The following is a 21,374-nucleotide window of genomic DNA, read 5'->3' as shown; positions in this document are numbered from 1 at the left end:
CACCGTTTATTAGGATTTAGAGTGTGAAACAAAACTGATTTTTAGTTTTGTTCCACACTCTTTTCGTTACCACAGACTTGGCTCAGCGACGGCCATAATTGTTTCCCCAGTAAATGGGTGTGTCAGGTGTAGTTCATAAGCATGAAGCATCAAGCGACCATTAGGTTTTGGATGATATAAAGGATCACCCATGATCGGATGTCCAATACTTGCTAAGTGCACGCGGATTTGATGGGTTCGACCCGTTTCAAGCACACAGTAAACGTTGGTATGGTTCATTTGGTCATCAAAAGATTCAACTTCAATATGGGTAACGGCCATATCACCACGGCGTTCATCAATCACTCGTTTTCGACGATCATGTCGGTCACGACCAATTTTTTTCCGAATGGTCAACGACTCTTTTAGATTGCCTGAAATGACTGCTTGATAGCGCCGATAGATTTGTTTACTTTCCAATAAGCGACCTAAAATCGGTAACACAAAAGGATTCTTAGCAAATAAAATCGCGCCGCTAGTTTCTTTATCTAACCGATGAACCACATAGGGAGTTTGTTTTTTAGGTGCTAAGTAAGCGGCTAAGTGGTTCAGTAGTGTATCCTCTTCATCAGGTTGATTAGGGTGGGTTTTCATACCTATCGGTTTATTCAGAATAATCAAGTGTTCATCTTCAAAGAGTACCTCAACCTTAGCCTCATTGCCTAAAAGAAGGGCAGGAGTGGGATAGTCTTCTGACTCAAACTGCAAAGTAATGATATCCCCACTTTTTACAGGAAAATGGAATAAAGCAGGCTCTCCATTGATCGAAACATTTTTTCGAGTGCGCAAAAAGTGACGTACTTTACGTGGAACGAGCCACTCTTCTTCAAGTAATTCTCGAACGGTTTGTTCTTTAAAATTCTTCGGTAACTGGATGGATAAGTCCATTTGTGTTCCACCTTTTCATTAGCATAATAAAGTAAAAGAAAAAATATCAGTCTAAATAAATATAATGAGCAGATAAGTGTTTATAAATAGCCGATTGAAGTTGTTCAAGTTGATAAGACATCAGGTTTTGCTTAAGGATGAGCAAAACGGTTGATGAATTAATGAATAATCCAATTGCTACATCTGTTTCAACGACTTCAATAAAACTTGGCCATGCGTAAACGGAAGAAGTGAACTCAGAAGTAATCTCAATCGTTTCATCGGTAATCGTATAGTGTCTGTCGATAAAAATAGATGCATTTTTAGGATTTCTCAAAAATCTTTTCATCATAAAATCAAGTTGAAAGCGATAGAGAACAAAAAATTCAATTGCAAGAAGTAAAAAAATCATTGACGCCCAAAAATAGATAGGGCAATAGAGAAGTAAATTATGTAAATTTATTTCAAAGAACATGTTGACTGGTTGTTGAAAAATTCTCCAGATATTAAAAAGTGAAAAGAGTAAAAATAGTACAGAAAGGACACCCAAGGTAAACAAGAGTCGTTTTCTCTTTTTAAATTTATAATTGTAATATTTTTTATTAAAGTTCGTCCAATTTTCTTTGGTTATTGCTTGACTAAAAGTTATATTCATTCATTTCACCTCATGAGTAGTATACAACGAATGTCTATTTTATTAAAATAGATTTTTTATTGATCGTGAAAAATAAAAAGAGAAATGCCAAGCAAAAAAACACCCGTCCTTTGGGGAAGGACGGGAAAGGAGTTAAAATGAAAAAGTGTTTTGTTAGGGTTGTTTGTTGGTATACATATATAATACAAATCAAATATGAAGTTTTTGTGTATTAATTTATTGAAAACTGTAAAATTTTTCTAAAGTAGTGTTTAAGTTGTACTCACTTTTGCATTGTGTTAAATGAAAGTTTGGGCCAATCCTGATCTTCTGGGAATTTAGTGTGATTGGATGTGTACAAGTATTTATAGATGAACACGGACGAAAAAAAAGAACCCACTCTTGGGGAAGAGTGGGGAAAAGGAGTTAAAAATGAAAAAGTGTTTTGTTAGGGTTGTTTGTTGGTATACTTATATAATAAAGGCAAGGTATGAATTTTTTATGATCAAATATATCTTAAATTAGCATTTTTTTTTAACGAAAATAAGAACGTAGGTTGAAAAGAATGATAGAAACAAGGAAAATGACTGATTTCTTGATGGATTCTTAAGTTTTTCTATACAAAAATAAAAGAAAACCATGGTAAAATAAGCAAAACTAAATAGATATATATTATTCATGCTAAAGCCCTATGAATAGAATCAATTTTCTGTGGTAAAATGGCTTAGAAACTTTTATATAAGAGGGAGTATTATGGACGTTAAAACAATTATAGAGAAAATCAAAGCAGGTCTTAAACGCTTTTGGATTTGGATCAAACCATACCTTATTCGGTTTCATCAATGGAGAAAGCGGATATGGAAAAAATATCAAATCAATAAAATCATTTTATTACTAGGGTTAGTTGCCGTTTTAGTGACGAGCATTTATTTATTTACGTTAGCGAAATCAGCGAATGTAGGAGCTTTAAAGAAAGGGCTAGAAGAATCCACGGTGATTTATGATAAAAATGGGGATGAAGCAGGAAAGCTCTTTGGGCAAAAAGGAACCTTTGTCACGATTGATCAGATTTCTCCTTATGTCAAGGATGCCTTGATTTCAACTGAGGATCGAAACTTTGAAACCCATCATGGGTACGATATTAAAGGGCTGCTTCGTGCAGTCGTGGGGAAACTAAGTTTTGGAAAAATCGGCGGTGGTGGCGGAGGAAGTACGATTACGCAGCAATTAGCCAAAAATGCCTATCTCACACAGGAACAGACAATGACGCGTAAAGCACGAGAATTGTTTTTAGCAATCGAAATTGAGAAAAAATATGATAAACAGCAAATTTTAGAAATGTATTTGAATAATTCATACTTCGGTAATGGTGTGTGGGGGATTGAAGATGCCTCTCACAAGTATTTTGCGGTAAGTGCGAATGAATTATCCGTTGGTCAAGCAGCGACATTAGTCGGTATGTTAAAAGGACCAGGGATTTATAACCCAATTGATTATGTAGAGAACGCTGTGAATCGACGGAATACAGTCTTACAGTTAATGGTAGACAATGGTAAATTATCCCAAGGTGAAGCAGACGGGCAAGCAAGTGTAGATATGGGTGCAATGTTAGTTGATAATTATTCGGATCAAAACTCAGATTATCGATACCCGTATTATTTTGATGCAGTTATTGATGAAGCAGTTAATAAGTATGGCTTAAAAGAAGAAGACTTATTAAATAAAGGCTACAAAATTTATACAGCCTTAGACCAAAATTATCAACAATCAATGGAACAAACCTATGCCAATGATGCGTTATTCCCACCAAATGCAGAAGATGGAGCAATGGTTCAAAGTGGTTCTGTTGCGTTAAATCCAAAAACAGGTGGCGTACAAGGTGTGGTCGGCGGTCGTGGGGAACACGTTTATCGTGGATTTAACTTCGCTACTCAAACCAAACGTTCGCCAGGTTCATCATTAAAACCAATTTCAGTTTATACGCCTGCCTTAGAATCTGGGATGAAACCAAACAGTATCTTAGAAGATAAGCCGCAAGACTATTATCCGGCAGAAAATTATAGTCGAACAAATGCAGGTGAAGTACCAATGTATCAAGCATTAGGCGAAAGCTTGAACTTGCCGGCAGTCTGGACGTTGCATAAAATTGGTTTGGATCGAGGATTTGAAAAAACACAAAAATTCGGCATTCCGTTAGCCAAAGAAGATAAATATTATGGCTTGGCTTTAGGTGGTTTGAAAACAGGAGTCTCTCCTTTAACGATGGCAAATGCTTATAGTCCTTTTGCGACAGGTGGTTCTCAATCAGAGGCGCATTTGATCACAAAAATTGTTGATTCAACAGGGGCTGTGATAGAAGATAAGACGACTGTAAAAAGCAAACAAATCATCACTAAAGATGTAGCCGATCAAATGACTAGTATGCTTTTAGGTGTTTTTAGTTCAGGAACAGGAATTAATGCTGATCCGCCAGGGTATGTGATGGCTGGAAAAACTGGAACAACTGAAACGAATTTTGATACTGACAAAACCAATGACCAGTGGGTAGTTGGGTTTACGCCAGATGTTGTGATTGCAACATGGCTTGGTTTTGAACAAACAAGTGAAAGTCATTATCTACAAGGAAGTAGTGCCACACACGCGTCAACAGTCTTTAGTAGTCAAGCACAAGGGATTATGGCCAATACACCGCAAACACCATTTACAGTGGCAGATGCATATGCAACAGGCGGAGAAGTGATGCCGGCAGGACAAACACCCTCTGAAAACAACAATAATGAAGCATGGAAAGACAGTGTGAAAGAAGGAGCAAAAGATATCGGTGGTAAGCTAAAGGAAGGTGCCTCTGATATCGGCGGTAAAATCAAAGAAGGCTGGGATAAAACGAAAAATGGATTGAAAGATCTCTTTGGTGGCTTGGCGGGAGAATAATCGGTTTGAAAACAAATAAAAGAATGGTACAATCAAAGAGAAGAAATTACAGAAACGAGGGAAATAAAATGAGCAATATCTATGATACAGCCAATCAAGTAGAACGTGAGATTCGTGAATTAGCAGAATTCAAAGCGCTAGAACAAGCGTATGATGAAGTGAAAGCTGACGAAGAAGCCTACAAATTATTTAAAGAATTCCAAACATTCCAACAAAGCTTACAAGAAAAACAAATGCGTGGAGAAGAATTTTCGGAAGAAGATGCTGAAAAAGCACAAACTTTAGCAACAGAAGTTCAAAAAGCAACAGTCATCAATCAATTAATGGAAAAAGAACAAGCATTTAGCTTAATTGTGAATGATTTGAATCGTATTATCATGACACCAATTCGTGATTTGTATAATGATTAAGAAGTAAGAACAAATGATTTGCTGAATAAAATGTCCTTTAAAGGGAGGTGAGAGAGAAAACTTTTTCATTAAACTTTAAAGGACATTTTCTGTTGAGGCATGGAAATGATAAAGGGATTTAGCAGTAAAGTTAATTAAAAAAAATGAGATGAATCTTAAAATTTCTTCTAATTCTCTCTATTTTAATGGTATAGTAGTATTAAACGAAAAAAGAATTGAGGAACAAAAGGTATGATTGGTATTTATGATTACACGGTAATACTGACTTATGGAAATGCAGTTTTTTCTATAGTTGGGATGTATTTAGCACTTACACAACATATTGTTGAAGCTATTTTTTGTTTAGTGTTTTCTGGCATTTGTGATATGTTTGATGGATTTGTTGCGAATCTCAAAGACCGTAATAAAAGTGAGATGAATTATGGAATTCAGATTGATTCCTTAGCGGATTTAATTAGTTTTGGTGTTTTTCCTACAGTACTTGGTTATGCATCTGGTTTGACGCAAGCTATTTATTTGCCCTTATTCGTATTTTATATTCTAGCAGCGTTAATTCGTTTGGCTCATTATAATGTGACTGAGATGGAACGAAAAGAACAGTCAGATACATGTAGAGAATATTATGAAGGATTACCGGTAACGAGCAGTGCAGCGTTGATACCGATTTTATTCTTTATTGCCGGTCGTTTTCAAATTGCAATTTCATTGGTCTATCCAGCGACATTGTTGATTATTGGTTTTTTATTTATTTCCAAAGTAAAAATCAAAAAGGTTGATCCTAGAAAATTGATTTTCGGCGCCTTTTTAGGAGCTATTCTAGCTTTTATTATTCGTTAAAGAGGTTAGGAGGAGACGATGGATAAACAGTTCAAAACAATCCCTATAACGGAAAACGATAGTCGATCTTTGAATTTTTTATATAAAAATAGGCTAGGTCGTTTCTTCTTGAAAGGGATGATCCAAGCACCTCTTACAAAGCTTGCAGGTGTCTATTTAAATAGTTCGTTTTCAAAAAGTATGATTAAAAACTTTATCAAAAAGAATAATCTCCAAATGGAAGACTACCAAAAGACAACCTATCGCTCATTCAATCATTTTTTTATGCGGGAAATCAAGCCAGATGCACGTCCTTTATCAGAGACTGTCAATTTGGTGCCAGCTCCTTGTGACGCGAAAGTGACCGTTTATCCAATTAATGAACAAAGTATTTTTCGAGTGAAGCATTCTGATTATAATCTTTCTGAATTACTTGATAGCAAAAGCCTTGCTGAGTCGTGGCATGGCGGCAGTGCTGTCATTTTTCGTCTAACCCCAGATGACTATCATCATTATTACTTTATTGATGAAGGAAAGATTCTGGAACATCGAGACATTGCAGGGATTTTTCATACAGTTCAACCAATAGCAACGCATAATGAACCGGTATTTTCTAGAAATGCAAGAGAAGTAACAATTATCAAAACGAAGCATTTTGGCAAAATTGCTCAAATTGAAGTTGGTGCCTTAATGGTTGGTAAAATCAAAAATGTAAAAAATTCTGGTACGTGCCAGCGATTTGAAAAAAAAGGTTGGTTTGAATTTGGGGGATCAACTGTGATTCTATTGTTTCAAAAAGATACAGTTACGATAGATCCTGAAATTAGTCAAAATACCAAAAATAATCAAGAAACAATCGTAAAATTCGGACAAGTTGTTGGTCAAGCTATAGGAGAGATGGATGAATAAATTCGCATTTTTGGTTATTGTCTTGTTATTCTTTTTGGGAAATGTTTACATTGGTCGCAAAGTTCTTTTTGTATTGGAATCATTTCGCTTTTTTAAGCAACCGATTATTTTATGGTTAGTGATTGGTTTATTGACAGTTGCATCAATGGTGACATTACTTTTATCCAAGACAAACGTTGGTGGACTTGTGGGTAAAATTGGCAGTTATTGGCTTTCTATATGGTTTCTTTCATTAGTTATTTTTGGGTTGACTGATCTGGTTTTAATGATTATCCGTAAGAGCGCAACTATCTCAGCTAAAGGGAGTTTATTGATTTGGGTTGGAGCTGTCATGGTAGTCTTTGGTTTGTTTTGTTATGGTTCTTGGCAGGCTCAGCAATTGAATACCGTGAAGTATCAGGTGACAATAGATGGGGCTGGTAAGTCTGACAAGAAGAAATTAAAAGCCGTTTTAATCAGTGACGTACATCTAGGGTATATCAATGATGCGAAAAAACTAGAAAAAATTGTTACTAAAATTAACCAAATTCAGCCAGATTTTGTTTTAATTTCTGGGGATTTATTTGATGGGAATTTTAAAGCACTTCAAGAGCCAGAACAGATCAAAAAACAATTCAATCGTCTTTCTTCTACTTACGGAACGTATATGTGTTGGGGGAATCATGACGCTGGAGCAACATTTGACCAGATGAAAGACCTTGTTGAAGCCTCAAATATCACCTTACTGGAGGATGAAGTAACCGTTGTTGATGAATCAATCATTATTGCTGGAAGAAAAGACAGTCGTCCGATAGGCTCTCAAGATGGTAAGAGAAAGAATATCAATGAACAACTTAAGAAATCAGATAAGCATTTACCGAGGATCATTTTAGATCATCAACCATCGACTATTAAGGAGTACAGAGAGTCGAATGAATTGATTCTCTCTGGTCACACACATAAGGGGCAGATTTTTCCATTTAGTTTAGTAACAAAGGCTTACTTTACGGTAGATTATGGTTATTATCGTAAAGATAAGAAGCAACCACAAGTGATTGTCTCTTCTGGTGTAGGAACATGGGGACCGCCGATGCGGATCGGAACTCAAAGTGAAATTGTTCAGATTGATCTTACAATAGAATAGCTTAAGGAGGAAATCGTTGCTTTTGCTCCTACTGTCTATTCTGAGTGTATGTGACTGGGATATGACTCGCAGAGTTATGAACCAGTTTTTTTTATTTTTATGATCGCAAAAAAATAAAAAACGAACAAATTTTCGTATATTTTTACTGACCGATTCTTCATAAAATGATATGATTAACTAAATGAATTAGGATGAATAGGAGGAGCAAATGAAAGTATTACATACAGCGGATTTACATTTGGATCGGTCTTTTGAAGGGTTGAAAATAATACCCAAACAAATTCATGAGCGATTACAGCAGGCAAACCAAAAAGTACTGGCAGCAATTGTCGATATAGCTATCAAAAATCAAGTAGATGCAGTGATTTTGGCGGGTGATACCTTTCATCAAAGTCGGACCTCAATTCGGACGCAAGCCTATTTTATCGACGAAATGAAACGATTGGAGCAAGTGAAGATACCTGTAATTATGACCTTCGGAAACCATGATTACTACATGGAGCAGAGATATTGGTTTGATTTTCCGGCGAATATGTTTCTTTTTAAAAAAGAACAAGTTGAGACGCATTATTTTATGACGAAAAATCAAGAAAAAGTGGCCATAACAGGGTTTAGTTATGAACATCCTTGGATCAACGAGAATAAATTAGATCAATTTCCGCTAAAAGACCAAACCGTAGATATCCATATTGGGATTTATCATGGTGATACTTCAAATAATGGACAGCAAAATTATGCACCGTTTTCGTTTAGCCAAATGAAATCAAAAGGATACGATTATTGGGCTTTGGGACATATCCATCAGCCTCAAGTGGTTAGTGCGAATCCTTTGATCGTGTATCCTGGAACCCCTCAAGGTCATACTAAAAAAGAACGAACAGTTCAAGGTGGCGCGATTGTATCTATACAGCCAGGTCACGCAACGGTTCGTTTTCAACAAACAGAGCAAATTAAGTGGCAATCACAAGAATGTTCATTAAGACAGGCTAAAAGCTTACAAGAGGCATTAGTCCTTCTTCTAGAAACGATTTTGGCAGAGAACAAAGAACAGGGGGAGCTTACGCTAAAAGAAATTCAGTTAGTAGAAACCGAACAGCTTGGAGAAGAATTTCGAACATCTTTTGAAAGTGGAGAATTACTTCAATACTTGCAAGAAAGGTTGTTGTTAGAATCTAGCCAGGCATTATTAGTCTATCAATTAGACGTAAAAGATCGGACGACGGATATAAAAAGCGAAATTTTTGCCGATCCTGAATTGCTAAAACAACTAGAAAAAAACTATCTACAACCTGAAATTTTTTCAGATACGTTGCAAGAGTTACTTCAGAACCCATTATTTTCAACAGTTGTTCATGTGAATGAACAATGGCGAAAACGTAGTATTGAAGCGGCAGATCAAAGAATCAATCAAGATTTTGTCATTCGGGAGGATCAATCATGAAACTCATTGCAATAGAACTTGTCGGCTTTGGTAAATGGCAACAGAAAAAAATTGATTTTCTACCCAGCAATCAACTGCTATTTGGTGAGAATGAAGTAGGCAAATCAACCATTTATCAATTTATTCAAGCAATGCTTTTTGGCTTTCCAGCGAAAGGAAAAAGAAAAAAAGATTATCAACCAAAAAATGGTGCGGCGTTTGGCGGACGTCTTTGGTTTTCACATCCTGTTTATGGTGAGGTCCAAGTAGAACGTTTTAAAGCGCAAAATAAAGGGCAGGCTAAAGTTTATTTTAATGGTCAAATTGGGGATGAAGGGACATTGGAAAAGATATTGCATCCACTAACAAAAGAGTTATTTCAATCGGTTTTTACCTTTCAACAAGAACAACTCAGCCAATTAGATAAATTGAACGAGGAAGAATTACAGACGTCATTACTTTCATTAGGATTATCAGGAAGTCAGCAGTTATTATTGAATAGAGAGGCTTATTTTAAACATGCACAGACGATCTACAAAGGGAAAGGAAGTCAACCGCCGTTAAATCAAAAATTACTTGAATATCAAAAATTACAAAAGCGAATCAATGAAAAAGAGCAACAAGAGCGTCCGTATCAACAGCTAGTTGCTGATTTGTCAGACACAGAACGCAAAATAACGGAAAGCCGTTTATCCCTCCAAGAAATCAAACAACAACAAGTTTTAATTGAAAAGCAAGTAATGAATTTACCATTGTATGAAGAACTGCAAAATATAGAACAATCAAAAGCAACGGCCGTGATCAGTAATGACGAACAAGAAACGCTACGTTCAATATATCAGCAATATCATTTTTTAAGTGAAGAACTAACACGTTTCAATCAAAATCTGGCGGTACAAAGTGAGAGTGAAGATCTATCGAAGGAGTATGCCTTTTATCTAGAAGAAGAAGATAATATTCAGCAATTACTAAATAAACGCTATGAGATTGATAAACTACTTTCAGAAATTGATTGGATGAGCCAATCATTCCAGCAAAATTTACAAGAAATGCATCCGTTAGAAAAACAATGGGGTTGGACGGCAGCCCAACCGCCTCAATTGCCCTTTGAAGAGCAGGAAGTTAACGAGATGCGAGAAACGCTAGTAGCTCGTACGGTCAAACTTCAAAAAGCACAAACGGATTTACGCTTACTTGAAGAAGAAATTGCGACGCGGGAAGAAAATTTGAGTACCTTTGAAACGCTAAATAAAGAGATGTTTCGAAAAAATCACCGTCAAAAAAACAAAAAAGTTAATCCATTTCTTTGCGGTGTCGCTGTTATTGTTTTTGGATTGAGTTTTTTCATATCTGTACCGATTAGATATGTGGCGTTTATCCTCAGCATAGGTTTGATGAGTATCGCTGTGTTACCACTGTTTTATCAACCAAAGGATACGTACAAAAATGAAAAACGACAATGGCAAGAGAAGCTTTCACAACTAGATTATTTGAATGATCAATTAATCAAAATAAAGTCTGATATTAAAAAAATCACTGAAGAAGAAAATCAAACCGCCCATTTAATTACTCAAAAGGTCAAAGAAAATCATTTAGGCAGGATGGATCGAGTAGAATTTTGGTTGAACCATCGTGCAGATATTACACGATATTTGATTTTGATCAAAACAAATCAAGAACTGGAACATCAATTAAAAGAAGATCAACAGCGCGTGGCTGATATGTCTCAACAAACTGACAGATTCACGGCTATACTGCCTATTGCAGGAACGTCACTAGCTGATAGAATCCGAGTAATCAGTGAATTTGCGGATAGAATGGAAAAAGTTCGCTTTGCTCAAGAATATCAAGCGGATGCCTATACACGTCAGATGATCCGCGAATTAAAAGATAAGCAACAACAGGTAATAGAACAAGGACAGCCATTAATGCGTCGCTTTCAAATTGAGTCAATCAATGAAATTCCTATCAGATTGCGGGTCTATCAAGAAGCGTTTGACAATCATAAGAGGAAAGATGAACTTCAAAAGATGTTAGCTGGTTTGTATACTGAATCAATTGAGCCAAAACAATTAGTAATCAAACAGCAAGAATTAGTCGAAACAATCAAAGAGTTGGAAGAAGCCCTCCATCAATTACAGAAAAAAGAGCAAAAGTTACTTTATCAACGGCAACAAATGTTATCTGATGGGACATTAGACGAACTTTACCAAGAACAAGCAATGTTAAAAGCCGAAATTGAAGAGTTGGCCTTAAACTGGTCGGCCAATCAATTGGCAGGACAGCTTTTGATCGATCTTTTGACAGAGTTATCAGAACAGCAATTGCCTAATTTATTGAAAAAGGCAACGGATTATTTTTCACTATTAACAGCTCAGACCTATCGCTCAATTGAATTGCATGAAGGGCAATTGGTTGTTATTCGTGAAGAGCAGCAACGTTTTATGTTACATGAGCTATCCACAGGAACAAGGGATCAAGTGATTATGGCTGTTCGTTTTGCTTTTCTTTATTTACAGGAACAACGTAGCGTCTGTCCGATTATAGTAGATGATGGCTGGCTTCATTACGATAGTCCACGAAAAAAACAGTTAGCTCAATTATTTGCTGTTTTTTCCCAACACCAACAAGTCATCTGTTTTTCTTCTGATAAAGAAATGGTAAGCTATTATAAAGAACTGAAACAACCGATTATAGAATTAGAAGGAGTGTAAGTATGAAAAAAATCCGTGAATTAACAGTAGATGAAACGTTTGAACTATTTCTATTGATCAAAAATGCAGATGTGCGTGTAGCAAAAAATGGAAAAAAATTCATTGCATTCACATTTCAAGATACATCAGGTACAATCGATGGAAAATATTGGGATGCATCAGAAGAAGAAATCAGTCGTTTTTTGGCGGGGAATGTGATTTTATTAAATGGCAAAAGAGAGGTTTACCAAGGGAATCCACAAGTCAAAATTATTCATATGCGTTTAGCGCGACCAGAAGAACCTAATCAACCAGCTTTATATATGGAACGAGCGCCATTAAAACGAGAAGACATGGTTGAAGAGATTAATCAAACGGTATTTGAAATCACCAATGCTCATTGGCAACGAATTGTTCGCTACCTGTTAACACAGTACCAAAAAGAGTTTTTTGATTATCCTGCAGCGAAGAGAAATCACCATGCGTTTGCAAATGGCTTGGCTTACCATACTGTTTCTATGTTGCGTTTAGGAAAATCAATCTGTAAAGAATACAATGAATTAAATGCAGCGTTGCTTTATTCTGGGATTATTTTACATGATTTAGGTAAAGTCAAAGAACTTTCTGGAGCTATGACAACAGAATATACGCTAGCAGGAAATTTGATTGGGCATTTAGTTCTTGTAGATGAAGAGATCACAAAAGCCTGCATTGCTCTGAAGATTGATGAAAATGATGAAGATGTTATTGTTTTACGTCACATGGTTTTAGCTCATCATGGTTTATTAGAGTATGGTTCTCCCGTTCGTCCACGAATTATGGAAGCAGAAGTGTTGCATCAAATAGATAATATGGATGCATCAATTCAAATGATGTTAGGATCTATTCGTCAAACTGAGCCAGGAGAATACACCGATCGAATTTTTGGATTAGATAATCGAAGTTTTTATGTTCCAAAAAATATTTAACTGGAATAGGAGAGCGAAATGAATCAATCTGCAATTAGCCTATGGGAACGATTTAAAAAAGAACAGTCAATGACTCATGATAAGTATGGAGTTTGGGCGTTTGGAAACTCACCAGAAATGGCAGATGAATTATTGGCTCATGTTCTTAGTGGAGAAAAGACAGGAACCTCTTCTTTACATCTGCTATATAAACGAGCGTTTGAAAATGAGAAGCTTCCAGAAGTTGGTGATTACAGTATAATTCTTGATGGGGAAGAACAGGCGCAAGCAATTATTTGTACAAAAGTCGTAGATATCTTGCCTTATTCTGATATTTCAGAGGTACATGGTTATCTTGAAGGAGAAGGTGCGAGGACCTTGGCTTATTGGCGCAGTGTTCATCAGCCATTTTTTGAGCAAGAGTTAGCAAAGTATCAAGTACCTTTTTCAGAAGAGTTGTTAGTTGTTTACGAACTCTTTGAGCTAGTATTTAAAAACTAACCAAATAAAAAAGAGAGGGAAACCTCTCTTTTTTGTTTACTATTTAGAAGATTCTTCTGTTTTACTTGATGAATCTTCAGTTTTGCTTGAAGAATCTTTAGATTTTTTAGAGTCTTTTTCTTTAGAGTCTTTTTTAGCAGAATCGCTTGATTTAGCAGAGTCTTCAGTTTGGATCAAACCAGCTAAGACATCTTTAAATGCGTCGTCTTTGATTTTAACATTTGCTTCTTTTAATTCGTCAGAAATTACTTTGTTTCTGAATTCTTGATCGTTTTGTTTGTTTGTTTCAGCAACTTTTTTCAACTCTTTTTTGTAAGGAGCCATGTCATTGCCTTTTTCTTTGTTTTTAACCATTTTTACGATAGAGAATGTTGTTTGGTAACCAGTCGCATCTGTTGCTTGGATTGGTTCAGAAACTTCACCGTCTTTTAATTTGAAGGCTGCTTCTTTTACTTGTGCTGAAACAGTTTCTGTTTGAGAATCAAACTTGATTTTGCCACCGTCATCTTTAGTCGCAGCATCTGTTGATTTTTCTTTAGCGATTTTAGAGAAGTCGCCACCGTCAGTTAATTGTTTTTTAATATCTTTTGCTTCATCTTCAGTTCCAACTTGAATGATTTGTGCTTCTACCTCTGGGTGGAATGTTTCCCAAGCAGCTTTCAAATCTTTGTCAGTAATTTTGATATGTGCATTGATACCAGCTATAAATGCAAGGTTTTGCTTGATTACTTCTTTGTAGCTTTTTTCTGTAAAACCAGATGCTTTTAATTGCTCATCAAAATTTTGACCTTGTTCTTTTACACTTTTTTTCGATTCGTCAAATTTTTCTTGAACTTCTTTAGCTGAAACATCTTTTCCGTATTTTTCTTCAAATACTTTATAGATGATCATGTTTTTCACATCTTGTTGGCTTTGTTGGCTAGCTTTTACTTGGTTGTAAAAATCATCAACAGTGATTGTGCCGCCTTTCATTGATGCGATGTCTTTTGAGCCGCCAGTACATGCTGCTAATGCAAAAATACTAAATACGCCTGCTGCAGCTAAGATTAATTTTTTCTTCATTCTTTTAAGCACTCCTAGGATTATTTTATTTTTATTATGTAGAAATTAATTCTCACGATTATAACTATACCACATTATCTTTCAGAAAAGAAACACCCAAATCATAGTTTCAATAAATTTTCGAATTTAGGACACACTTTCATCTATAAGTGTGGGAATTTTAGCTAAAATCTATAGTTATAGATTTTAAAATAAAATTAAATGAGGAAATAGACAATAAGAGAGTATTAAAAATAATAAAATTTTATCTATTTTAAGGATTTTCCAATACGTTCTTTCTTATATAGAAGTTAATCAAGTAACTATTAAACTATTTCTGGTATTTCAGGTAATTCAGATTGAATTTGTTCAGCTTGCTCTTGGATTTGAGCTAGTCTTGGTTCAGCTTGAAACTTGAAGTTTTCGATATCTTTATTGATTCCTTCAATAAAAGGTTCAATGTATAAATCAGCTGTTTTTTGTAATGCAGCGGCTGATTTTTTGACTTGTTCTAACTTATCAGTAAAATCTTCTTTTAAGTCAGTCCATTCATCTAATTCATCTACAATTTTTTGACGTGTATCTTTCCCACTTCTTGGTGCAAAAAGTAATCCGCCAATAGTTCCTGCGACAGCTCCAAATAAAAGACCTTTAGAAAATTTACTCATGATTGTTCCACCTGCTTTACAATTTTTGTTGCAATGTCTTGCATGTCTTCAGAAGAATAGTCTTCTTGATTGTTGCCAAAGTGAATGGAGAAATCATCCGTTTTTCCATAACGAGGAATAAGATGGATATGAGAGTGAAAAACAGATTGATAAGCCAATTCTTTATTATTGTTAATAATATTTAAACCTTCCATCTCTGGAAATGCTTTTTCTAAGGCACGGGCAACGAGAGGTACACGAGCAAAAACGTCACCAGCGAGAGTTGGTTCATAGTCAAAAATATCTGTGACGTGTTCTTTAGGAATCAACAAAGTATGACCTTTAGTCACTTGTGTGATATCTAAAAATGCATAAACTTTATCATCTTCGTAAACTTTATAGCTAGGAATTTCTTGGTTAATAATCTTACAAAAAATACAATCTGTCATAGTTTCCCTTCTTTCATTTAACTGTTATGTTTACTTTAACATATCTTGAATTCTATTTGGGAGAAAAAGTTCATGAAACCTTCAAAAAGTTCGTGGTATAATAGATTCACGATAAAATTAGTTGGAGGTATATGAATGAGTTTAGTAATTGAACATTTAACTGGGGGCTATGGCCATATTCCTGTTTTAAAAGATATTAACTTTGAAGTGAAATCTGGTGAGATGGTCGGTTTGATTGGATTGAACGGCGCAGGTAAAAGTACTACGATCAAAAATGTAATTGGTTTATTGACTCCGCAAAAAGGAAAAGTTTCTATTGATGGTGAAACACTGAAGCAGCAGCCAGAAAGCTATCGAAAAAAAATTGGCTATATTCCAGAAACACCGTCTTTATATGAAGAATTGACACTAAGAGAGCATATTGAAATCACGGCAATGGCGTATGATATTCCCACCGAAGAAGCATTTAAACGCGCGGCTACTTTGCTAAAAACATTTCGTTTAGAAAATAAATTAGATTGGTTCCCTGCAAATTTTTCAAAAGGGATGAAACAAAAGGTGATGGTTCTATGTGCCTTTTTAATTGAGCCGAGTTTGTATATCATTGATGAACCATTTTTAGGCTTAGATCCGTTGGCGATTCATGCGTTATTAGAGTTGATGGACGAAATGCGTAATCAAGGCGCTGCAATTTTGATGTCTACTCATATTCTTGCAACTGCAGAAAGATATTGTGATCGTTTTGTAGTATTACATGAAGGTGAAGTTCGGGCAATGGGCTCAATGGAGGAGCTACAAAAAGAATTCAATTTACCAGGATCATCCTTGGACGATATTTATATCGCATTAACAAAAGAAGAAAAGGTGGGGTAGTATGTCTGGATTTTATGGCATTCGTTTAGCACGTCATCTTAGAAAAATGATGAAATACATGCGGTATGTTTTTAACGATCATTTTATATTGGTGTGTGTCTTTTTGTTGGGCGGTCTAGGTTTTTATTATTCACAAGTATTAAAAACACTACCTGTACATTTTGTATGGGGAAGACCACTCGTTTTACTTTTATGGCTGGCGATCATACAGATTGGTCGTATTGCGACATTAGCAGAAGAGGCAGATAAAGTCTTTATCCTACCCAAAGAACCCGAAATGGATAGTTACTTAAATAGAGCCTTGCGTTATTCTTTTTGGGTGCCCTTAGTAGCACTATTCTTGCTTGGTGGTATGTCAATGCCGCTAGTCGTTGTATCTACAGGTTGGGCATTTTCAACATTTTTCTATTTCATCGTGATGTTAGGAAGTTTAAAAGCGAGTCACTTGAGAGTGCAAAAATATGAATTATATCAAATTTCTTCAAAAGAGTATGTGCAGTGGTTTGTATTATGGTTGATCACCAGTCTACTGGCGATCGTTTGTAGTCTATATATAATGCCAGTGGTAGGGCTGTTGATAGCTATCCTTCAATTTGTGTTCTTTTGTTTAGCGTTAAAGAAAAAAGAGCAATCTGTTTCTTTAGATTGGGAAAAGATGATCCGACAAGAAAAAAATCGAATGCATCGAATCTATCAGTTTATCCATTTGTTTACCGATGTACCAGAAATATCTAGTAGTGTTAAACGTCGGAAATATCTGGATCCATTATTAAGTAGAATCAAGGCAACAACTACAAATACCTATTTATATCTCTATGCCCGCAGTTTTTTAAGAGGTTCTGAATATAGTGGATTATTTATTAGACTGGTACTAGTTGGAGGCGTGATTTTATTTTTCCTTAAAGAATTTTGGATTTCAATGGGCGTGTCGGTCCTGTTTATTTATTTAATTGGTTTTCAATTGATTCCAATTTATACACAGTTCGATTATATGGTGATGACACATTTATATCCTGTGCCAGTGGGACAAAAGAAGCAGGCTGTTAGTAAGTTAGTAACTGTCTTGTTGTTTGTAGCAGCGATTTTGTTCAGCGGCTTTGTTTTAATTGCTTTGCCTGATTTTACAGAGGGGTTGATGGTTGTCATCGTGTTACTTGTGGAAGTTGTCCTGTTTGCAAAATTGTATGTTCCGTATCGTTTGAAGAAAATGGAGGCTTAAAAAATGCATGTTTTATGGAATGATCAGATTGTTAAACGTGATGAAGTAAAAATAGATATCGAAGATCGAGGGTATCAATATGGCGACGGGCTGTATGAAGTCGTACGTGTTTATAATGGACATCTTTATATGTTAGAAGCTCATTTGGAGCGTTTGTGGAATGGGGCTGAAAAAATCAACATGCATTTGCCCTTTTCAAAAGAGGAACTGACAGCAAATTTGAATAAGTTAGTGGAAATTGAAGCAATTAAAGAAGGTAAATTATATTTTCAAGTAACGCGCGGTATTGATTCGCCAAGAAACCATGCACTACCTGATCCAAAGAAAGTTAAAGGAGTATTAACAGCTAATATCTTGCCCTATCAAAGACCCACGCAAAAAATGGAAACAGGGATCAGTGTTGCTGTTGTACCAGATACACGCTGGTTGCATTGTGACATCAAGTCATTGAGTTTAATGGGGAACATTTTGTCCTTAGATGAGGCTAGACAAAAAGGATTTGACGATGCGGTACTGATTCGTGAGGATAAGGTAACCGAAACTTCAGCAGCAAACTTTTGGGTGGTCAAAGATGGAATAGTATACACACATCCAGATGGACATTTAATTTTGCCAGGAATTACCAAAAAGAAAATCTTAGAACTGGCAAATGAGTTGGACATTCCTGTGAAAGAAGAAGCTGTATATGAAGAAGAGTTATTTACAGCAGACGAATGTTTTGTTTCAGGTTCGCTTACTGAAATTGTCCCTGTAGTTAAAATAAATGATCATGTTGTTGGTACTGGAAAGCCCGGAGAAATCACGAAAAAATTGTTGAATGCGTATATTGCCAGCGTTAATAAGATATGCGGAAGCGCAGAAAAATAGGATGTCTGCTAAAAGTACAAGAGTGATGCTTGACGTTGAACGCTATGGAAGCTAAAATGATAGGTACTGTAAATAATGAAGATTTCTAAATTCACAGGTTAGGGCTGTACTCTACTTCAACATCAAAGGAAATACTTAAGGTTGAAGTTCTTTAGAAATAGACAAAAGATGAACGAGAGAAAATATCTCTCAGACATTTTAGGGAGAGACTGGATGATTCCGTTATGCGTTCATTTAAATTGTGTTAAGATAGGAGATAAATTCCATGGCATTTCAGTTGGATAAGGAGTGGCGCTTGCAGCCAATAAAAGGCGCAACTGGCCAAACTTTCATGGGTATACGTGCGACTGAAAGAGTATTTATTAAACGAAATACTTCTCCTCTTTTGGCTGCCTTGTCTAAAGAAGGGATTGCCCCTAAGTTGGTTTGGACTAAACGAACAGTGACAGGTGATATTTTAACAGCGCAAGAATGGCTGGATGGGCAAGTGTTGAAAGCACAAGAAATTGGACAAAGAAATGATGTTGTAGATGTGTTGTATCATTTACATCATTCGCATATGCTGAAAAGTATGCTTGAAAAAATCGGTGGGCAAATCAAAACACCTGCTATGATGCTTCAAGAATATGATCAGAAATTGCCAACTGAATTGCGAAATAACACGTATCTTGCTAGGGTGTATCACTATCTACAGGAGCATATTCCAAACTACTCTGTACATAATTATATGGTGGTTCATGGTGATGTTAATCATCGTAATTGGATTGTATCAAATAATTACCTCTATTTAGTTGATTGGGATTCTGTGATGGTTGCTGATCCGGCGCTGGATTTAGGAATGCTGTTGGGACATTATGTTCCACGGGCAAGCTGGAATAAATGGCTGTTGTCCTACGGGATGCGTCCAAGTGAAGAGGCGTTAATGAGAATCAAATGGTATGCGTTATTTAATTTCTTACAAGAAATTCTCCGTCATTATCAGTCAGGAGAAAAACGTGAAATGAACGCAGAAATTTTGAAATTAAAACAAGCATTTGGTTATTAGTGAGGACAAGGACAACAATTGCTGTTTCTCACTGCTTACTTGAATATCAGAGGGCAGCACAAAACGTCAGTTTTGTTCTACCCTCTTAAAATTTGTTACAGAGGAGATAGATACATGCGAATGAGAAAAAGACCAGGAGCTGCAGAATTATTGGCGAGTCATCCTGAATTGGTCGTAGATGAACCGTCTAAATGGCAAGGACGCTGGGAAGAGCGTTTTGGGAATAATCACCCGATTCACATTGAAATTGGTTCTGGTAAGGGACAATTTGTGGTAGGAATGGCCAAAGCAAACCCAGATATTAATTATATTGGGATCGATATGCAATTGAGTGTTCTTTCAATCGCTCTAGAAAAAGCATTAGAAGAAGAATTGCCTAATTTACAATTACTTCATGTAAATGGAGAAGAACTAACACAATACTTTGCTGAAAATGAAATAGATCAAATTTATTTAAACTTTTCTGATCCTTGGCCAAAAACAAGACATGAAAAACGTCGTTTAACGTTTAAAACATTTTTAGCAACCGATGAAGAAATTCTAAAATCAAATGGCGAAATTCACTTTAAAACGGATAATCGAGGTTTATTTGAATATTCATTAAGCAGTTTTTCTAAATATGGGATGATTTTAGAACAAGTTTGGCTGGATCTACATGCCAGCGATTATGAAGGCAATATTATGACAGAGTACGAACAGAAATTCTCGGCAAAAGGACAGCCTATTTATCGTGTGGAAGCAAGGTTTCAATCTGAGAATAAACAAATATAGAAAATAGGGTTTGACAACGCTTTCACCTTGTGGTATATTTTAGCCATAAAACACAGGGTGTAACTATTAGATTAGGCACGACCTAAGAAAAGTTTCTTTTCTTAGGTCGTTTTTGCGTAAAAAAGTTACTTCATTTGGCCATTTCCTGAGATTAACGCGTTAGTAATAATATGGAAAGGAGCGATTAAATAGAATAAAATCAGCAGTAAAAATTTATTTTGCCTTTCAGGAGAAGGGATTGTTAATGAATATGCGTATCGTGAAAAAAATCAATCACAACGTCGTTTTAGTGAATGATAATGGGGTAGAAAAAATTGCTATGGGTAAAGGGATTGGGTTTTCAGCAGTTGTAAATGAAGTGTTCGATGAAAGGGTAGCGGATAAATTTTTTGTCTTAGATTCCAAAGAAAAAACAAAAATGTTTAGTGAGATGGCTGCACAAATTCCACTTGAATTTATTGAGTTTTCAGAAGAAATTATTCATTTTATTCAGTCGGAGATCAAAGCCACATTGGATTCGAATATTTATATTGCTTTGACAGATCATATCTATTTTGCGATTCAACGAAGAAAAGAAGATAGTCAGGTTACAGCGATCATGTTGCCTGAGATGAAGTTGTTATATCCAGAAGAATATCAGACAGCTGTTGAGGTTGTCCGATTGATCAATAAACGTTATGAGACAGAATTAGGTGCCAATGAAGTTGGATTTATTACTATGCATATCATTAATGCAGAGCTAGGCGAAAAAAACAGTTTAAATAGTTTAAAAATTCTTGAGATGACAACTGAGATTTTGCAGTTGTTAGAAAAGAAGTATTTTGGGAAATTGGATCATGAGTCTCTAACCTATCATCGTTTGATGATCCATGTGAAATTTTTAGTGAAACGCTTGATTTATCAAGAAAAGGTGCCGGAAGAAGATTTTTCTTTTTTCAATGACTCGTTTCATCAGAGTGTTCCTTATAGCATCGCAACGTTTATAACAACTAGCATAGAAGAGAAATACGGGATCACCATTCAAGAAAATGAGACGGTTTATCTAGCGGTTCATTTGGCAAGAATTAAATAAAATAACAGTTAGGGTGTAACTATTCGGTAGGCGTAACCTAATAAGAGATCATTCAGTGTAGTGCTGAGGAGATCCTTATTAGATTGCGTCTTTTTTAGTG

At 35.8% G+C, this 21,374-nt stretch carries 20 protein-coding genes; 15 read left to right on the top strand and 5 right to left on the bottom strand.

Annotation, left to right across the window (positions count from 1 at the left end; all coding sequences use genetic code 11):
* Nucleotides 1-66: 66 nt before the first annotated feature.
* Both A5880_RS06355 and A5880_RS06350 read right to left on the bottom strand, forming a co-directional pair.
* Entirely contained in the window at nucleotides 67-927 is an 861-nt protein-coding gene (locus tag A5880_RS06355; RefSeq protein ID WP_086331051.1) for an RluA family pseudouridine synthase, read from the bottom strand.
* Between the two features lie 46 nt (nucleotides 928-973).
* Nucleotides 974-1,561, bottom strand: coding sequence for a YcxB family protein (locus tag A5880_RS06350; RefSeq protein WP_086331052.1), 588 nt, complete (start codon nucleotides 1,559-1,561; stop codon nucleotides 974-976).
* 732 nt (nucleotides 1,562-2,293) lie between these two features.
* Between A5880_RS06350 and A5880_RS06345 the strand changes: the two genes are divergently transcribed.
* The 9 genes from A5880_RS06345 to A5880_RS06305 all read left to right on the top strand — a co-directional run bounded on the left by A5880_RS06345 (nucleotide 2,294) and on the right by A5880_RS06305 (nucleotide 13,290).
* Nucleotides 2,294-4,471, top strand: coding sequence for a PBP1A family penicillin-binding protein (locus A5880_RS06345; RefSeq protein ID WP_086331053.1), 2,178 nt, complete (start codon nucleotides 2,294-2,296; stop codon nucleotides 4,469-4,471).
* Nucleotides 4,472-4,539: 68 nt separating this feature from the next.
* Nucleotides 4,540-4,881 (top strand): YlbF/YmcA family competence regulator, encoded by a 342-nt coding sequence (locus A5880_RS06340; RefSeq protein WP_086331054.1) that lies wholly within the window; start codon nucleotides 4,540-4,542, stop codon nucleotides 4,879-4,881.
* A 231-nt stretch (nucleotides 4,882-5,112) separates the two neighbouring features.
* Nucleotides 5,113-5,718: a CDP-alcohol phosphatidyltransferase family protein gene (locus A5880_RS06335; protein ID WP_086331055.1), complete on the top strand. Its 606-nt coding sequence runs from the start codon at nucleotides 5,113-5,115 to the stop codon at nucleotides 5,716-5,718.
* Nucleotides 5,719-5,736: 18 nt separating this feature from the next.
* Nucleotides 5,737-6,606, top strand: a complete 870-nt coding sequence (asd, locus tag A5880_RS06330) for an archaetidylserine decarboxylase (RefSeq protein ID WP_086331056.1) — start codon at nucleotides 5,737-5,739, stop codon at nucleotides 6,604-6,606.
* Nucleotides 6,599-7,729: a metallophosphoesterase gene (locus A5880_RS06325; RefSeq protein WP_086331057.1), complete on the top strand. Its 1,131-nt coding sequence runs from the start codon at nucleotides 6,599-6,601 to the stop codon at nucleotides 7,727-7,729. The genes asd and A5880_RS06325 overlap by 8 nt, the downstream gene beginning before the upstream one ends.
* 208 nt (nucleotides 7,730-7,937) lie before the next feature.
* On the top strand, nucleotides 7,938-9,170 hold the full coding sequence (locus A5880_RS06320; RefSeq protein WP_086331058.1) for a metallophosphoesterase family protein: 1,233 nt from the start codon (nucleotides 7,938-7,940) through the stop codon (nucleotides 9,168-9,170).
* On the top strand, nucleotides 9,167-11,863 hold the full coding sequence (locus tag A5880_RS06315; RefSeq protein ID WP_086331059.1) for an ATP-binding protein: 2,697 nt from the start codon (nucleotides 9,167-9,169) through the stop codon (nucleotides 11,861-11,863). Before A5880_RS06320 ends, A5880_RS06315 begins: the two co-directional genes overlap by 4 nt.
* Nucleotides 11,864-11,865: 2 nt before the next feature.
* Nucleotides 11,866-12,810, top strand: a complete 945-nt coding sequence (locus A5880_RS06310; RefSeq protein WP_086331060.1) for a 3'-5' exoribonuclease YhaM family protein — start codon at nucleotides 11,866-11,868, stop codon at nucleotides 12,808-12,810.
* An 18-nt stretch (nucleotides 12,811-12,828) separates the two neighbouring features.
* Nucleotides 12,829-13,290 (top strand): ASCH domain-containing protein, encoded by a 462-nt coding sequence (locus A5880_RS06305; protein WP_086331061.1) that lies wholly within the window; start codon nucleotides 12,829-12,831, stop codon nucleotides 13,288-13,290.
* A 39-nt stretch (nucleotides 13,291-13,329) separates the two neighbouring features.
* Here A5880_RS06305 and A5880_RS06300 read toward each other — a convergent pair whose 3' ends face one another.
* From A5880_RS06300 to A5880_RS06290, 3 genes are all read right to left on the bottom strand, one after another.
* Nucleotides 13,330-14,352: a peptidylprolyl isomerase gene (locus A5880_RS06300; RefSeq protein WP_086331062.1), complete on the bottom strand. Its 1,023-nt coding sequence runs from the start codon at nucleotides 14,350-14,352 to the stop codon at nucleotides 13,330-13,332.
* Between the two features lie 305 nt (nucleotides 14,353-14,657).
* Nucleotides 14,658-15,002: a YtxH domain-containing protein gene (locus A5880_RS06295; RefSeq protein WP_086331063.1), complete on the bottom strand. Its 345-nt coding sequence runs from the start codon at nucleotides 15,000-15,002 to the stop codon at nucleotides 14,658-14,660.
* Complete coding sequence (locus tag A5880_RS06290) at nucleotides 14,996-15,427, bottom strand: HIT family protein (protein WP_086331064.1); 432 nt, start codon at nucleotides 15,425-15,427, stop codon at nucleotides 14,996-14,998. Before A5880_RS06290 ends, A5880_RS06295 begins: the two co-directional genes overlap by 7 nt.
* A 135-nt stretch (nucleotides 15,428-15,562) precedes the next feature.
* Between A5880_RS06290 and A5880_RS06285 the strand changes: the two genes are divergently transcribed.
* The 6 genes from A5880_RS06285 to A5880_RS06260 all read left to right on the top strand — a co-directional run bounded on the left by A5880_RS06285 (nucleotide 15,563) and on the right by A5880_RS06260 (nucleotide 21,274).
* Nucleotides 15,563-16,300, top strand: a complete 738-nt coding sequence (locus A5880_RS06285) for an ABC transporter ATP-binding protein (RefSeq protein WP_086331065.1) — start codon at nucleotides 15,563-15,565, stop codon at nucleotides 16,298-16,300.
* A gap of 1 nt (nucleotide 16,301) precedes the next feature.
* The gene (locus tag A5880_RS06280; protein ID WP_086331066.1) at nucleotides 16,302-17,519 is read left to right on the top strand and encodes an ABC transporter permease; all 1,218 of its coding nucleotides are present in this window, start codon (nucleotides 16,302-16,304) and stop codon (nucleotides 17,517-17,519) included.
* Nucleotides 17,520-17,522: 3 nt separating this feature from the next.
* A complete protein-coding gene (gene dat, locus A5880_RS06275; protein WP_086331067.1) occupies nucleotides 17,523-18,386 on the top strand; it encodes a D-amino-acid transaminase in 864 nt (287 codons plus the stop codon).
* A gap of 265 nt (nucleotides 18,387-18,651) precedes the next feature.
* Nucleotides 18,652-19,431, top strand: coding sequence for a phosphotransferase family protein (locus tag A5880_RS06270; RefSeq protein WP_086331068.1), 780 nt, complete (start codon nucleotides 18,652-18,654; stop codon nucleotides 19,429-19,431).
* 114 nt (nucleotides 19,432-19,545) lie between these two features.
* A complete protein-coding gene (gene trmB, locus A5880_RS06265) occupies nucleotides 19,546-20,202 on the top strand; it encodes a tRNA (guanosine(46)-N7)-methyltransferase TrmB (protein ID WP_086331069.1) in 657 nt (218 codons plus the stop codon).
* Nucleotides 20,203-20,452: 250 nt separating this feature from the next.
* A complete protein-coding gene (locus A5880_RS06260; RefSeq protein WP_086331433.1) occupies nucleotides 20,453-21,274 on the top strand; it encodes a PRD domain-containing protein in 822 nt (273 codons plus the stop codon).
* The last annotated feature ends 100 nt before the right edge of the window (nucleotides 21,275-21,374 follow it).

This window comes from Enterococcus sp. 4G2_DIV0659 (assembly GCF_002140715.2).
GTDB lineage: Bacteria > Bacillota > Bacilli > Lactobacillales > Enterococcaceae > Enterococcus_L > Enterococcus_L mansonii.
Note: the sequence above shows the minus strand (reverse complement) of the source record. Positions and strands in the feature narration are given on the sequence as shown.